Below are 14,254 nucleotides of genomic sequence, written 5' to 3'. Positions count from 1 at the left end.
CCCCACCCCACCCGCCGTCGCCACCCCCGGCCCACGCCGCCGGTGGATCCCCCGCGACGGCCGGGCCCGCGTCGGACTCGCCGTCATCGCCGGGTTCGTCCTCGTCGCGGCCCTCGGCCCGTTCCTGGTGACCGGGGCCAGCGGCATCGGCCCCGACCCCCTCGCCCCGCCCTCCGCGCAGTACTGGCTGGGCACCACCCAGACCGGGCAGGACGTCCTCGCCCAACTCGTCGTCGCCACCCGGGGCTCCCTGCTCGTCGGTGCCCTCGCCGGCCTGCTGGCCACCGTGCTGTCGATCCTGGTCGGCGTGGTCGGCGGCTACGTCGGCGGCCGCGTCGACGAGGCGCTGTCGCTGCTCAGCAACGTCACCCTGGTCATCCCCAGCCTGCCGCTGGTCATCCTCGTCACCCACTACCTCGACGGCGGCGGGGTCCTCGCCATCTCCGTCGTCATCGGCCTGACCAGCTGGGCCGCCTCCGCCCGGGTGCTGCGCGCCCAAACCCGCTCCGTCCGGGCCCGCGACCACGTCGCCGCCTCCCGCGCCCTCGGGGAACGTCCCTGGCGGATGGTCCTCGTCGAGGTCGTCCCCAACCTGCTCCCGGTGATCGCCGCCCAGTTCGTCTTCGCGGTCATCTTCGCGATCCTCACCGAGGCCGGCCTGTCCTTCCTGGGCCTGGGCGGCGTCGACCACCTCACCTGGGGGACGATGCTCTACTTCGCGCAGAACGCGCAGGCCCTCGCCATCGGCGCCTGGTGGTGGTTCATCCCACCCGGACTGGCCATCGCCCTGCTGGGCTGCGCGCTGTCCCTGCTCAACCTCAGCCTCGACGAGGTCATCAACCCGAGACTGCGCGGAACCCGCACCCGCCGCGCCCGCCGCGCGGCCCGGCGCCCCGCCCAGCCCACCGAGGAGCGGTGATGGGGAACCACCACGACACCGGCCGACCGGTGCTCTCCGTGCGGGGGCTGCACGTCGACTACCACCTCGACCCGCCGGTCCACGCCGTGCGCGACCTCAACCTCGTCCTCCGCCGGGGCGAGGTCCTCGGCATCGCCGGCGAGAGCGGCTGCGGCAAGTCCACCCTGGCCTACGCCGTCAACCGGCTGTTGCGGCCCCCCGCCGAGGTCGTCGCCGGATCCGTCGTCTTCCACGGAGCCGACGGCCACGACACCGACGTCCTCGCCCTCACCGGCGACGCGCTGCGCTCCTTCCGCTGGCGGCGCATCGCCATGGTCTTCCAGGGCGCCATGAACGCCCTCAACCCGGTGCTCACCATCCACACCCAGCTCACCGACGTCCTCGCCGCCCACGAACCCGGCAGCCGACGGCGGGACCGGGCCCGCCGCTGCGCCGAACTCCTCAGCCTCGTCGGCGTCCACCCCGACCGGGCGCGGAGCTACCCGCACGAACTGTCCGGCGGCATGCGGCAACGCGTCATGATCGCCATGGCCCTCGCGCTCAACCCCGACGTGCTGGTCATGGACGAACCCACCACCGCCCTCGACGTCGTCGTCCAACGCGACATCCTCCGCGAACTCGGCCGGCTCCGGGAACGGTTCGGCTTCGCCCTCGTCTTCATCACCCACGACCTGTCGCTGCTGCTAGAGATCAGCGACCGCATCGCCATCATGTACGCCGGGCGGGTCGTCGAGGAGGGCACCGCCACCCGGCTGCTCACCGCACCCCGCCACCCCTACACCACCGGCCTGCTCGGCTCGTTCCCCAGCCTCACCGGACCCCACCAGGACCTGCGCGGCATTCCCGGACAACCCCCCGACCTCACCCAAGCCCTCGCCCACTGCGCCTTCCACGACCGCTGCCCCCACCGCCGGGACGTCTGCGCCCACCAGCGCCCCCCACTCGGCCCGGCCCCCACCACCGGCGACGACCCCGCCCCCGGCGGGGAAACCCACCTGGTCGCCTGCCACGCCTGGCACCCCGACCGCTACGGCGCACCACCCCCCACCCCGCTCCGCAACGGCACCTTCCACCCCACCCACACCGCCGAGGGGGTCGACCCATGAGCAGACTCGCCGCCCGCGGCCTCGTCCGCGAGTTCCGCCTCCCCGGCCGAAGCCGACGCCACCCCCTGCGGGCCGTCTCCGACGTCTCCCTCGAACTCCACGCCGGCGAGACCGTCGCCCTCGTCGGCGAGAGCGGCAGCGGCAAGTCCACCGTCGCCCGCCTCCTCGCCCGCCTCGACACCCCCGACGGCGGAACCATCCTGCTCGACGGCCACCCCGCCACCCCCGGGCGACGCGGCCGCCGCCACCACCACCGCCAGGTGCAGATCGTCTTCCAGGACCCCTTCGCCTCCCTCAACCCGTTCCACACCGTCGACCACCACCTCCGCCGACCCCTGCGGCTCCACCACCCCACCCTCGACCGCGCCGAGGAGGACGAGCAGATCCACCACCTCCTCCACCGCGTCAACCTCGTCCCCGCCCACCGCGTCGCCGCCGCCCACCCCCACGAACTGTCCGGCGGCCAACGGCAACGCGTCGCCATCGCCCGCGCCCTCGCCTGCCGACCCGGTGTGCTGCTCGCCGACGAACCCGTGTCCATGCTGGACGTCTCCATCCGCCTGGAGATCCTGCGCCTCCTCGACCGGTTGCGCGCCGAGGACGACCTCGCCGTCCTCTACATCACCCACGACCTGGCCACCGCCCGGCACTTCGCCCACCGCATCCTCGTGATGTACCGGGGGGAACTCGTGGAGAGCGGCCCCAGCGACGACGTGATCCTCGACCCGCGCCACCCCTACACGCGGCTGCTCGCCGCCGCCGCCCCCGACCCGCGCCGGCGCGGCACCAGCGCCCTCACCGGCCCCGCACTGCCCGTCACCCGCGCCGAGGTACCCGGCCCCACCGGCACCGGCGGCTGCCTCTTCCTCGACCGCTGCCCCCAGGCGATGCCCCGCTGCCAGCGGCGCCCCCCGCTGGTCCCCCTCGACACCGGCCGCGCCGCCCGCTGCTGGCTCCACGCCGACGACGCCGACCCGGCGACCACCCAGCCAGCACCGCCCCCCACCGCGCCACCAGACCCCTGACACCCCCAGGCCACCCGGCCACCGCCGGGACGCCCCCCACCCCGGTACGACGAGGACGAAGGAGACGCCCATGCGGATGGAGCTGCACGACGGCTGGACGGTGCGCGCCGTCCGGGGACCGGCCCCGGACGCCCTGGCCGACCGCGAGGTACCCGCCACGGTGCCCGGCTGCGTGCACACCGACCTGCTGGCGCTCGACCTCATCCCCGACCCCTACCAGGACCGCAACGAGGCGGGGCTCCACTGGATCGGCCGCACCGACTGGCGCTACCGCACCACCTTCGACTGGGAACCCGGCGACGGCACCGAACGCGTCGACCTCGCCTGCGCCGGCCTCGACACCATCGCCCACCTCGAACTCAACGGCCACGTCATCGCCGACACCGCCAACATGCACCGCGTCTACCGCTTCGACGTCACCGACGAGCTCCGCGCCGGCCCCAACGAACTCACCGTCACCTTCACCTCCGCCCTCGACCACGCCGAACGGGTCCGCGAGCTCCTCGGACACCGCCCGCACACCAACCACCACCCCTACAACCAGATCCGCAAGATGGCCTGCAACTTCGGGTGGGACTGGGGCCCCGACCTCGTCACCGCCGGCATCTGGCGCCCCCTCGCCCTCGAACGCTGGCACGGCGCCCGCCTCACCTCGGTCCGCCCGCTGGCCACCGTCGACGCCGAAGGCGGCGGCGTCGTCACCGTCCACGTCGACATCGACCGCGCCCCCGGCCACGACGACGAACTGCCCGTCACCGTCCACGTCGGCGTGGTCGCCGCCACCGGCGCCATCCCCGCCGGCGCGACCACCACCACCGTCGAGGTCCGCGTCGACCAGCCCCGGCGGTGGTGGCCCCACGGCTACGGCGACCAACACCGCTACCCGGTCGACGTCGCCCTCACCGTCGACGAGCACCCCACCCCCGGCAACGGCGACCTCACCACCTGGGCCGGCGAGATCGGCTTCCGCAGCATCCGCCTCGACACCGAACCCGACGAACACGGCACACCCTTCACCTTCGTCGTCAACGACGTCCCCGTCTTCGCCCGAGGCGTCAACTGGATCCCCGACGACTGCTTCCCGCACCGCGTCGACGCCGCCCGCTACCGGCAGCGGCTCGACCAGGCCCGCGACGCCGGGGTCAACCTGGTCCGCGTGTGGGGCGGCGGGATCTACGAGTCCGACGACTTCTACGACATCTGCGACGAACTGGGCATCCTCACCTGGCAGGACTTCCTCTTCGCCTGCGCCGCCTACCCCGAGGAGGAACCACTGCGGTCCGAGGTCGAGGCCGAGGCCCGCGACGCCATCACCCGCCTGGCACCCCACCCCAGCCTCGTGCTGTGGAACGGCAACAACGAGAACATCTGGGGCCACCACGACTGGGGGTGGCGCGACCAGCTCGGCGACCGCACCTGGGGAGCCGGCTACTACCACCGGCTCCTGCCCGACCTCCTCGCCGAACTCGACCCCACCCGCCCCTACTCCGCCGGCAGCCCCTGGTCGTTCTCCCACGACATCCACCCCAACGATCCCGCGCACGGCGCCACCCACATCTGGGACGTGTGGAACCAGCGCGACTACACCGCCTACCGCGACTACGTGCCCCGCTTCGTCGCCGAGTTCGGCTTCCAGGGGCCACCCGCGCACGCGACCCTGCGGGCCAGCATCAGCGACGACCCCCTCCGGCCGGACAGCCCCGGCATGCTCGCCCACCAGAAGGCCGAGGACGGCAACGGCAAACTCGCCAGGGGACTGGCCGACCACTTCCCCGAACCCCAGGACTTCGACGACTGGTTCTGGGCCACCCAACTCAACCAGGCCCGAGCCCTGCGGTTCGGCGTCGAGCACTTCCGTTCCCACGCGCCGCGGTGCGCCGGGACCGTGTGGTGGCAGCTCAACGACTGCTGGCCCGTCACCTCCTGGTCGGTGGTCGACGGCCAGGGCCGCCGCAAACCCGCCTGGTACGCGCTGCGCGCCGCCTACCAGGACCGGCTCGTCACCCTCCGCCCCCGCCCCGGTGGGCTCGCCGCCGTGCTGTGCAACGAGACCGACGAACCCTGGACCCCTCAGCTCGTCGTCGCCAGGACGGCGTTCACCGGCGCCGTCCTCGGCGAGGTCCGCCACCAGCTGACCGTGCCACCCAGGGCCGTGCACGAGGAACCGCTGCCCGAGACGATCACCACCGCCACCGACCCGACCGCCGAACTGCTCGTCGCCACGGCCGGTGACATCCGCGCGACCTGGTTCCACCTGCCCGACCTGGAACTGGCCCTGCCCGTCCCCGAACTCACCACCACCGTGGCGGAGCTGGAGGACGGCTACCGGGTCGAGGTCACCGCCGGGAACCTCGTCCGGGACCTCGCCCTGCTCGCCGACCGGGTCGCCCAGGACGCGGAGGTGGACGACATGCTCGGCACCCTCCTGCCCGGGGAGAGCACCAGCGTGGTGGTGCGCACCGCCCTGCCCCTGGACCCCGAGGACCTGGTGACGCCGCTGGTGCTGCGCTCCGCCAACCAACTCCTGCACTGAGCAGCGGACTGGTCAGGGGGCCGCGTGCGTACCCGGGTCGCCGGCGGTCGGCGGCGCCGCCCTGCCGCGTGCCCGCCGGCGTGAGCGGGGGGTCTGGTCTCCGCCCGTCGGTGCGTCGGTGCGTCGGTGCGTCGGCGTGGAGGTGGGGAGTTCGGGGCTCGGGTCCCGGGTGCGGGGTCCGGGACGGCGTGCGGGCGTGGAGGCCGGCGGGTGGAGGCGTGCGCCGCCGCCTGAACCAACTGGGGGCCGCGTACCGTGCGGCAGGCGGCCACGCGTCTCCCCTCAGGGCGCCAGAGCGTGTTCGTTCCCCACCAGCGACAGCCCGGACGGCCCCGGTGGGACGGAGCTGGGCGGAGGCGACGAAGCAGGTACACCCCGGCGACACCCCGCCCCTCGACGAATCACCGGGGCCGCTGGCGAGTTCCGTGCGCCTCCGGCGCCGGCGATCCGTCACCTGGGGCGGAGCGGGCATCGCTCCGCCGTGGAACCACCCACATCCCGCTGGGTTTGGTCATGAGGTGATGCGGCCGACCACAAGGGCGGGGTGGCGTCCGCGCGGCGTACCACATCACGTGCTGGGTGGAACCGGGCCGCCGCACCTCCCCACAACGTGCGGACTGCTGAGAAGCGTCACCAGCGCCGTGGAAAGGCGAGGTCAGCTATGCGGGGCTGCGAAAGGACTCCGGAAAAGACGCGGACGTCACTGACACTGCCATGCCAGTAGCTCGCGTCGCTCTCGGCGCGGCCAATCTGAATCCCGTCCTCGGAGCTGGTGGAGTACACGTGATCCACCTTCTTGTTCAACCGGGCGTCGACGTGGAGGATGGCCTGGCGTTCGGCGGAGTCGTAGAGGGCAACCAGGTGAGTCCACTGTCCCTCCCGAGCGGACCTGAGACTCTCCGCCACGATCGGATCCCCTGCTTCGGGTGAACCAGGTAGCACGAAGGCCCACCTGCCGCTGGAGGCCCGATATTGCAGTTGGGCGCCATTACCCAGGCTCACCGCGGTCTGCGACGAGGTCCCCAAGTCCTCGCTGCGAACCCAGACCGAGACGGAGAAGCTCTGTGAGGTGTCCACGACTGCTGGGAGGTTTGCGACGTGCCCGGAACGGCCGTCCAACTCCAGCACCGTCGTCGCCATGTAGTCGTCCTCGCGCCACGTCGCGCCCCCGCGTACGACACCGGGATGGTTCCACCGGGACTCGTCGGGGATGGTCCCGTCCGCGCTCTCCTCCAGACCCCAGTGCCCCTTCACCACGACCTGGTTGAAGATCTCGGCGACCTCGGCAGCGGCGAGGGCGCGCTCGTACACCCGCACCTCGTCGACCGCTCCTGCCCAGAAGTCGGAGGCCCGCCCACCTGACTGGGCGGCGCCGATGCGGACCGAGCCGGTGGCGTTCCAATGGGAGCTCACCTCGGTGGAGGACTGCTCGACACCGTTGACGTACAGGATGATGCGCTGCCGGTGGGCTTCGTACACGCCCGCGAGGTGGGTCCAATGTCCAGTGGCGTCAGCCGGTTCGATGGACAGGGCTCGCGCGGTGGTCGAGCTACCTCCGTAGGCGCTGGGCAGTGAGAATGCCCACCGGTCGTCGTCTCGCGAATAGTGCAGGTGGTAGCCGGAGGACTGTGCGCTGTCCTGGCTGACAGCGGTGCGCGAGCGTTCCTTGTCGGTCAGTCGCACCCAGGCCGTCACGGCGAAGCTGCTGTCGGTTCGCACGCCAGCGGAGTCCGTGGTCAAGTGACCGGTCGAGCCGTCAAAGTGGGGTGCGTCGCCGTTGTGGCCATCGCTCCACTGGACGGTACCGGCAACGGAGGCGGTGTGCCCGTTGCCGCTGGAGTCGGGGGTGGTCGTTCCGTCGAACTCGTCGAACTTCCAGTGGCTCACGGCCGGAGTGCGGCCGGCCACCAGGAACGAGTAGTAGGTGATGGGCGATAGGTTACCGGCCCGGTCCTGGGACCGAACGGAAAGCGTGTAGGGGCCGTCACTGGTCGGAGTGATCTCAACGGTGGCCGGCCCGCCGAGCCCGTCAGCCGGCGCAGGGGTGGTGAGACTGGGAGGGACGGTCGAATACAGGTAGCGGACCACGTCGTCAACGCCGTTCGCGTCGAAGGTGAAGTCGCCGGGGATACCCTCCCCACCGGTCCACTTGCCTGGCGGGTAAGCGGTCGAGGAGACCGTCGGTGGCGAGTGCGGCGCGGTGGCGTCGATCACCATCTCGCAGGGCTGGGAGTACGGCGAGTAGGCGACCCCGTCGTGCGCCCGTACTCGCCAGAAGTAGGCCTGGCCCTCACGCAGCTCTCCCTCCGGCACGGTGATCTCGGCGGCGGAACCGGAGGGAGTGCGGGACACACTGCGACTCCCAGTAGCTTTCTGACCAACGAGCCCCCACTCGAAGTGCGCGGTCAGCAGCCCCCCGCTCTGGCTCGACACCCGCGCCCGCAGGCGTGGCGTGGTCGTGGACAACCAAGGCCGCGCGGCCTCGACATCGCAGGCCACTGCTCCACCCTGCATGGACAGTCCCGACGGTTGGTCGAGGTGGGAGTGCTCCTCGTCCTCCATCGCCATGCCGGAGGCCTCGGACTCCGAACGGTCTCCAGAGCGGGTCGCATCCGTCACCGTGGCCGTTGGCGCGGGTGCCCCGGTTCCCCCGTCGTTCGGCGACGCCACCGCCTGTGGTGTGGCCACCGTCGTCGCGACGACGGTGGCCGACGCGATGGCCAGCGCCGCCATTCGCCGCGGTCCTTCTCTCAACACGTGCTGGTACCCCTTCCGTTCCGGGTCCGGTCAAAACGACGTGAACCTAGAGCGGTGCGGCACCGTTCGGGTACGGAGTGTGAGCTTCATGATCAAAGAGGGGTTGTTTTTGGGAATCGCGTAACGAACGGCGCGGGGCGGAGGATGAATAGGCCATTTTTGGCTGACCGGAGAATGGGTTATTTTCCTACCGTTCAGCTGTCGGGATGGCAAATCATTGCCGAGAAGTGGGGTTCGTGCTTTCCTGGCCGGTTCGCCATTTCCCGGCAGCTGTGCCGGCGACTGGAAGACGCGCCCGGTGGGGACGCGGTTGCGTCGAACGGCATGAGGATGCGGCGGCAGGCATGCAGGGGTAACGCCCTTCGGCGACCGAGGCCGGCTGCTGAGAAGGAAACGGGGTGCCGGACACGCGCCAGCCTCCTTCGCCGTCTTCCCTGGGCAGGGTCGACGCGCGGCTCGGGCTCGGCTCCTGCGTGGGCGTGCAATGCTGCCGGCGCCCCGATCCGACGGCTTTGACCAGCTGGTACGGAGATCGTCCTGCCGTTCCGCCCGATGGGCGTGGCGGGTGGCGCCCATCGGGCTGTGGCGCCGCTGCTCGGTGCGCACCCCGCGCTGCTGCCCCACCAGACGTGCCGCACCTCGGTCGAGGACGGGGTTGCCCGGTGTGGCCATCACGGTGCCGTCTCCCAGCCCGGGATTCCGCCGCTGCTCGAATCGACCGGACAGGTGCGATATCGGCTCTCCGATTCCTGCGGTTCAACGACGTGGCGGATGTGCCTCCGTTTTTCTCGAGGCAGTCGGAAATGTCTATCTCATCCCCGAGTGTCCGAAGTGGTTGCTCGTTCGGCGCGCTCCGGGAAAGTCCTGTCGCCGATACAGGGGGAGAGCAGGGGTGGCGTGGAGTGGAACAGGAGGATTCGGAAAATGCTGGCGGAGCCGAGGCTCCGGCGCCTGCGTGCGGAGGCCGATGTGGGGGCTGAGCCCCGGGCCGTCGATGGCGTTCGGACGCTCTCCCGGTGCGCAGCGAGCAGGAGCGACGGGCTGTTCTGGCGGTACCCCGCGAGCTACCCGGCTGGGGTCAGGAGCCTGCGGGCCGGCCGAGCCTCATCGCGTCGGCGACGACGAGCCCGCCGTCAGCCGTCAGCCGGGCGGAGGTCGCCGTCACGACCCGACACCTCGAACGGCGTTCCGCCCCCCGGCCAGGAGCCACACGCCCGACCACGCCGGACAACCGAGACACCCGGCGGACGAACGGCCTCGCTCACCGTTCCCCGTCAGCCCGGGCGATGACCGCGGCCAGGCTCTCCTCGTCCACGACGAGCGGCGCCGCCAGGGTCTCCACCCAGTCCCGCCGTGCCCTCCCGTCCAGTTCGGCCCAGCGGGGGTGGTCCCTCGCCCGCCGGGCGAGGAGTTCCCACTGGTGCGGGTGCTCGGCGAGCCGGTACCAGCCCGCCTCCGTCCGGGCGGCCGCCGGCGACCCCGTCGACTCCAGGGCTGCCACGAGCGCGTCCCGCAGGCGGTGCACCGCCGAGGCGAACACGGGGCTACCGGCCAGGGGTCCCGCCGAGGCCTCGGGGATGTCGAACTTGAGCACCATCGCCGCGCGGAGCAGCACCCGGAGCTGGGCGAGGTCGTCGAACTCGACCAGTTCTGACACGTGACCTCCTTCGTCGTCCAACATCCCGCCGGGCTCGACACCAGGCCTCCACCCGACCTGCCCGTCCCAGCCGGCCCCGCCCGTCAGGCCGGGCGGGACGTCACACCGCGCCGTGCCTCGAAGCCGGGCCGGGGGGCAGCCGGCCGACGCGGGGCGCGGCTGCTCTCCGCCCTCCGCCACGTCGGCGAGTGGACCGGGGCGGGAGCCCCGGCACGCCCCGCCCAGGGATTCAACCGGCGGTGTCGACACCGTCGAGGTGGAAGGCGCCGTCCCTGTCGGCGGAGATCAGCCCGGCCCGGCTGGCGGCCTGGTGGCGGGCCAGGAACCGCACGAACCGCTCGGCGATGTCCTCGACATCGTCCTCGTCGACCTCGCACAGCGCGGGCAGGTCCGCGCTGACCTTGCCCAACCCCCGGAAGGTGCCCTCGACCCCCACGGGAACCCCGGTGGAGACGACGAGTTTCCCGCCCACGACGTGCACGTGGGTGATCACGTCGGCCCGCACGAGACCGTGGTCGGTGCGCACCCAGAGTCCTGTGGTGGTTGTCACGACGCGGACGGTACCGGGCGCGGGCGTCACACCCTCCCGGAACGGGAGAACTGGGACGCGAACGAGCAGCCTGCCGAAGCCGGCGGGTGCGTTCCCCGACCGCACCCCTCGGCGCCGGTTGGCCCCGAGGTCGTGATCGACGACGACGCGGTCGTACCGCCGGCCCGCAACACCACCTCCGGCGGCCCGGTCAGCCACCGGACAGCGGGCCGGCGGGCACGCTGGTCCGTCCCGCCTGGTCCAACCGGTAGTGCCGGGCCAACCAGTCCGCGCCGCCCTGGAGTTCGGTGTCGGTGAACGCCCGGTCGACCACGACGAGGTCGGCGATGTCGATGTCCGCGTACACCCCGGTGGTGGCCGTGTTCGTCGCCAACGTCAGCCCCGGCAGGCCCGCCCCCGGGCCGGTTCCGGTGACGATCCGGGTCACCTCGTGACCGTAGGTCAGGTGCCGGGACCGTTCACCGTCGAACACGGCGGCGAACACGTTCCACCGGCCCACTCCCGTCCACACGGCGGCCGCGTCGGGCGCCGACAACCCGCCCGCCCCGCACATCATGTGGCACAACGGGTTCCCGGCGGTGAACCACGCCAGGTAGGAGCCGGAGTGCCCGGACACCCAGGTGCCGTGCACGTCCCGGGGCCGGGCCACCAGGAACACCGTCTTCGGGGGCGTGTGGGCGCGGGACCAGGCCGGCGACTGCATCCAACGCGGGCCGTCGACGCGGTCGAACCGCAGGAACCACCGGCCGGCCTCCACCCTGAGCTCCGGTCGGGCGTCCTCCCGTTCCTGACGCGGCCCCGGTTCCGTGCCCTGGTGGGGGGTGAACTCGGCGATCCGGTCGCCCGGGCCGCCGTCGAGCTCCGAGGCGCGCAACGCCACCACCACCCCCCGGTTCGCCGCTGGGTCCCGGCCCACCGGGTGGTCCGGGGTGGGTGGCGCGGAGCGGGGGACCAGCGGCAGCCGGAGCTGGTCGGCGATCAACCGCGCGGTGAGGCCGTGACCGGCGTCGGAGAGGTGGATGCGGTCGACGTGCACGAGGTCCATGTCGGCGTCGTCCACGTCCTGGGTGACGGGGAAGTGGGCGGACACGTCGATGACGGCGACGTCGTCGAGTTCCTTCGCCAGCTGGTGCGCCGCCCGCGCGTAGTCCTCCCAGCGGTGGGCCGGGGTGGTGACGTCGAAACGGCGGAAGGTGTGCAACAGCAGGATCGACGGACGGCGGGAACACACCGTCCGGTACAGGTTCAGCTGCTGGCGCATCCGCTCCGCGTACACCTCCGGGGCCACCCCGGCCGCGTAGTCGTTCGCGCCGAGCTGGATGACGATGAGGTCCGGGTCCAACCGGGCCACCCGGTCGCAGTGCGAACCCATGATCCGGGAGGGCAGGTAGTTGCCGGACTGGGTACCGCCCTTGCCGGCGATGAACACCTGGATACCGGTGCCCGCGCTGTCGGTGTGCGCGTAGACCCCGCTGATCGTCACCGCCTCCCGGGCGGTGATCCGCACCGTCCGCGTGCCGGGCGGCAACGGCGGACTGGACCACTCGCCGTCGGCCCGGTCGGCCTGCCCCGACCGGTCGGGGATGACGCGGACCGGGGCGCCGCCGTCGACGGAGACCTCGAAGGACCCGTTGTTCGACCCCTGGCCGTGGAACACGGTGAGCAGGGTGGTGCCCGGGGGGAGGTCCCGTTCGATCCACTCGCCGCCGAGCAGCCGGCGGGACCGGAAACCCAGGTCGGCGTCGACGATCAGCGGCACCCCGGAGGACAGCCACCCGCCGTCGGCGGCCGGGTAGTGGCGCCCGGGTTCGCCGAGGATCTGCCCGAGCCGGGAGACGAAGGACCGTTCGATGTGGCTCGCGCCGACGCCCTGCGTGCTGCTGGAGCCGACCGCGACCACCCGCACCTTCCGCAGCCCGGTCTGCGACCAGGCGCGTCCCCACTGCCACAGACCCGGGACCGTCGCCCGGGCCGGCCGGACCTCGGACGTTCCGGCCGGGGGCGGCGCGTCGGCGAGCTGGCCGGCGAGCCCGCCGAGCAGGGACGCCCCGGCCGTGCCCAGGCCGATGGTCCCCCTGGGCACGGGTGCCACCGGCCGGCGGGCCGCCTCCGGGCTCGGCGCCGCCCCCGCCTCACCGCCGCCCGCCCCGGCCGCGGCCATCACCGCCACCGGAGAACCCGCCTCGGACAGCGTGGCGCCCGACGTCGCCTCGGCGATCACGGCACGATCCTCACCGGACAGCGGCACCGGGACCGCGCGCGGCAGGTCCACCACCGGACCCTCCACCCGCACCACCTTGGTGCGCACGCGCATGCCCAGCACGTGTTCCTCGACGTGCAGGAGGGTCTCCACGGTGTCGTCGAGGGCGACCGGACACGTCACGCGGTGCGGAATCCTCCCGTTCACCAGTTCCACCGAGAACGTGTCGTCGGCCACCAGGGCCGTCGTTCCGTCCTCCACGACCCGGCGCAGCGGAGTGATCAACAACCGTCCCTGCGCGGGAGACCAACCATTCGAGGCCAGCCAGCGGCCGACCAACGTCACCACACCGGATTCAGGCATGTGACCGTCCTTCCTCATAGAAACGGACACCGTGTCGCCTGTGTGAACGAGGCTACCCTTTCCATACTCCCGGATTCGGTGGGTGTGGGGCCACGCCTTTCCCGGGAAATTCCGGCACCCAGCGGAACTTCCGGCGGAAATGGTGGTGCGGGTTGTCCTTCCGGTAGCCGGGACCTCCGGTGGCATTCCTGGATGCGGGGAGCGGAACCAGAAAACCGTTCACTCACTCGGGCTAGGGGCCGTTCTCGTCGACACGGCGAACACGGCACGACCGCGCCGGACGAGGCCCCGGGGGAACGGCTGCCCGTGCGGGTCGGGGAAAGGGGTCACCGCACGGTCGCCAACCACGCGTGGTCCCGGGCCCGGGTGATCGCGACGAGCAACCGCCGGTCCGTCAGGGAGGCGTCGTGCCCGTCGTCCTCCGTGCCGCGCAGGACGACCAGGACGGCCCCGAACTCCATGCCCTTCGCCCGGTGCACGGTGCCCACCTTCACCCCGGGCTGGGTGCCGTCGTAGTCCTTCAACGGCATCGCCGGGATACCAGCCTGCCTCAACCACCGGATGGCCTGGCTGACGTCGTCGTTGCTGCCCAGCAGGACCGCCGTCTCCTCGTGCGCCTCGCTGACCACCTTCGCCTCGGCGACCAGCGCCTGTTCCAACTCCTCGGCCGACCCCGACCAGCGGTGCACGGTTCCGCCGGCGAGGGTGGCGGTGACCTCCCGCAGGGTCGCGCCGGGCGCCCCGTCCTCCTCGTCGAGCTGGTTGGGAGCGGGAACGTCCTGCGCGGCGGCCAGCACGGCCCGGGTGTTGCGGTAGTTCACCCGCAGCGTCTCGCCGCGCCCCTGCACGTGGATGCCGGCGTCGATCAGCCACCACCCACCCGGGTACACCTGCTGTTGACCGTCGCCGACGAGGAGCAGCCCGTCCGGACGGTCGCCGACGAGGGTGTGGACGAGCCGCAGCCCCACCTGGGGCAGGTCCTGGACCTCGTCGACGACGACGGCGGCGAACGGCTCCGCCAGGGGGCGTTCCCGGACCTCCTCGGTGGCCAGGACGAGCAGGTCGTTGTAGTCGGTGAGACCGCGCTCGGCGAGGTTGCGCTGGTACGCCTGGTGCAGCCGCCACACCTGCTCGCGGCGGCCGG

The 14,254-nt window shown here is 72.2% G+C and carries 9 protein-coding genes; 4 read left to right on the top strand and 5 right to left on the bottom strand.

Annotated features, from left to right (window positions below; translation table 11 throughout):
• From ACTIDRAF_RS0211705 to ACTIDRAF_RS0211690, 4 genes are all read left to right on the top strand, one after another.
• On the top strand, positions 1-919 hold a 919-nt coding region (locus ACTIDRAF_RS0211705), incomplete at its 5' end, for an ABC transporter permease (protein ID WP_016698928.1).
• Complete coding sequence (locus ACTIDRAF_RS0211700; RefSeq protein ID WP_016698927.1) at positions 919-2,025, top strand: ABC transporter ATP-binding protein; 1,107 nt, start codon at positions 919-921, stop codon at positions 2,023-2,025. The genes ACTIDRAF_RS0211705 and ACTIDRAF_RS0211700, both read left to right, overlap by 1 nt.
• Positions 2,022-3,050, top strand: coding sequence for an ABC transporter ATP-binding protein (locus tag ACTIDRAF_RS0211695; RefSeq protein ID WP_016698926.1), 1,029 nt, complete (start codon positions 2,022-2,024; stop codon positions 3,048-3,050). The genes ACTIDRAF_RS0211700 and ACTIDRAF_RS0211695 overlap by 4 nt, the downstream gene beginning before the upstream one ends.
• A 70-nt stretch (positions 3,051-3,120) precedes the next feature.
• Positions 3,121-5,583: a glycoside hydrolase family 2 protein gene (locus ACTIDRAF_RS0211690; protein ID WP_016698925.1), complete on the top strand. Its 2,463-nt coding sequence runs from the start codon at positions 3,121-3,123 to the stop codon at positions 5,581-5,583.
• A gap of 630 nt (positions 5,584-6,213) precedes the next feature.
• On the opposite strand, the gene ACTIDRAF_RS0211685 is transcribed toward ACTIDRAF_RS0211690, so the two are convergent.
• From ACTIDRAF_RS0211685 to ACTIDRAF_RS0211660, 5 genes are all read right to left on the bottom strand, one after another.
• Positions 6,214-8,316 carry a LamG-like jellyroll fold domain-containing protein gene (locus tag ACTIDRAF_RS0211685; RefSeq protein ID WP_026066007.1) on the bottom strand — a complete coding sequence of 701 codons (2,103 nt, stop codon included), beginning with the start codon at positions 8,314-8,316 and terminating at the stop codon, positions 6,214-6,216.
• Between the two features lie 1,285 nt (positions 8,317-9,601).
• Positions 9,602-9,997, bottom strand: a complete 396-nt coding sequence (locus ACTIDRAF_RS0211675) for a hypothetical protein (RefSeq protein ID WP_016698924.1) — start codon at positions 9,995-9,997, stop codon at positions 9,602-9,604.
• 229 nt (positions 9,998-10,226) lie between these two features.
• The gene (locus tag ACTIDRAF_RS33775) at positions 10,227-10,547 is read right to left on the bottom strand and encodes a hypothetical protein (protein ID WP_157162987.1); all 321 of its coding nucleotides are present in this window, start codon (positions 10,545-10,547) and stop codon (positions 10,227-10,229) included.
• Between the two features lie 190 nt (positions 10,548-10,737).
• Positions 10,738-13,110 carry an SGNH/GDSL hydrolase family protein gene (locus ACTIDRAF_RS35295; protein WP_157162986.1) on the bottom strand — a complete coding sequence of 791 codons (2,373 nt, stop codon included), beginning with the start codon at positions 13,108-13,110 and terminating at the stop codon, positions 10,738-10,740.
• Between the two features lie 326 nt (positions 13,111-13,436).
• The coding region (locus tag ACTIDRAF_RS0211660; RefSeq protein ID WP_016698921.1) for a UvrD-helicase domain-containing protein at positions 13,437-14,254 on the bottom strand (818 nt) is incomplete at its 5' end.

The sequence above is a fragment of the Actinoalloteichus spitiensis RMV-1378 genome (assembly GCF_000239155.1).
Taxonomy (GTDB): Bacteria; Actinomycetota; Actinomycetes; order Mycobacteriales; family Pseudonocardiaceae; genus Actinoalloteichus_B; species Actinoalloteichus_B spitiensis.
Note: the sequence above shows the minus strand (reverse complement) of the source record. Positions and strands in the feature narration are given on the sequence as shown.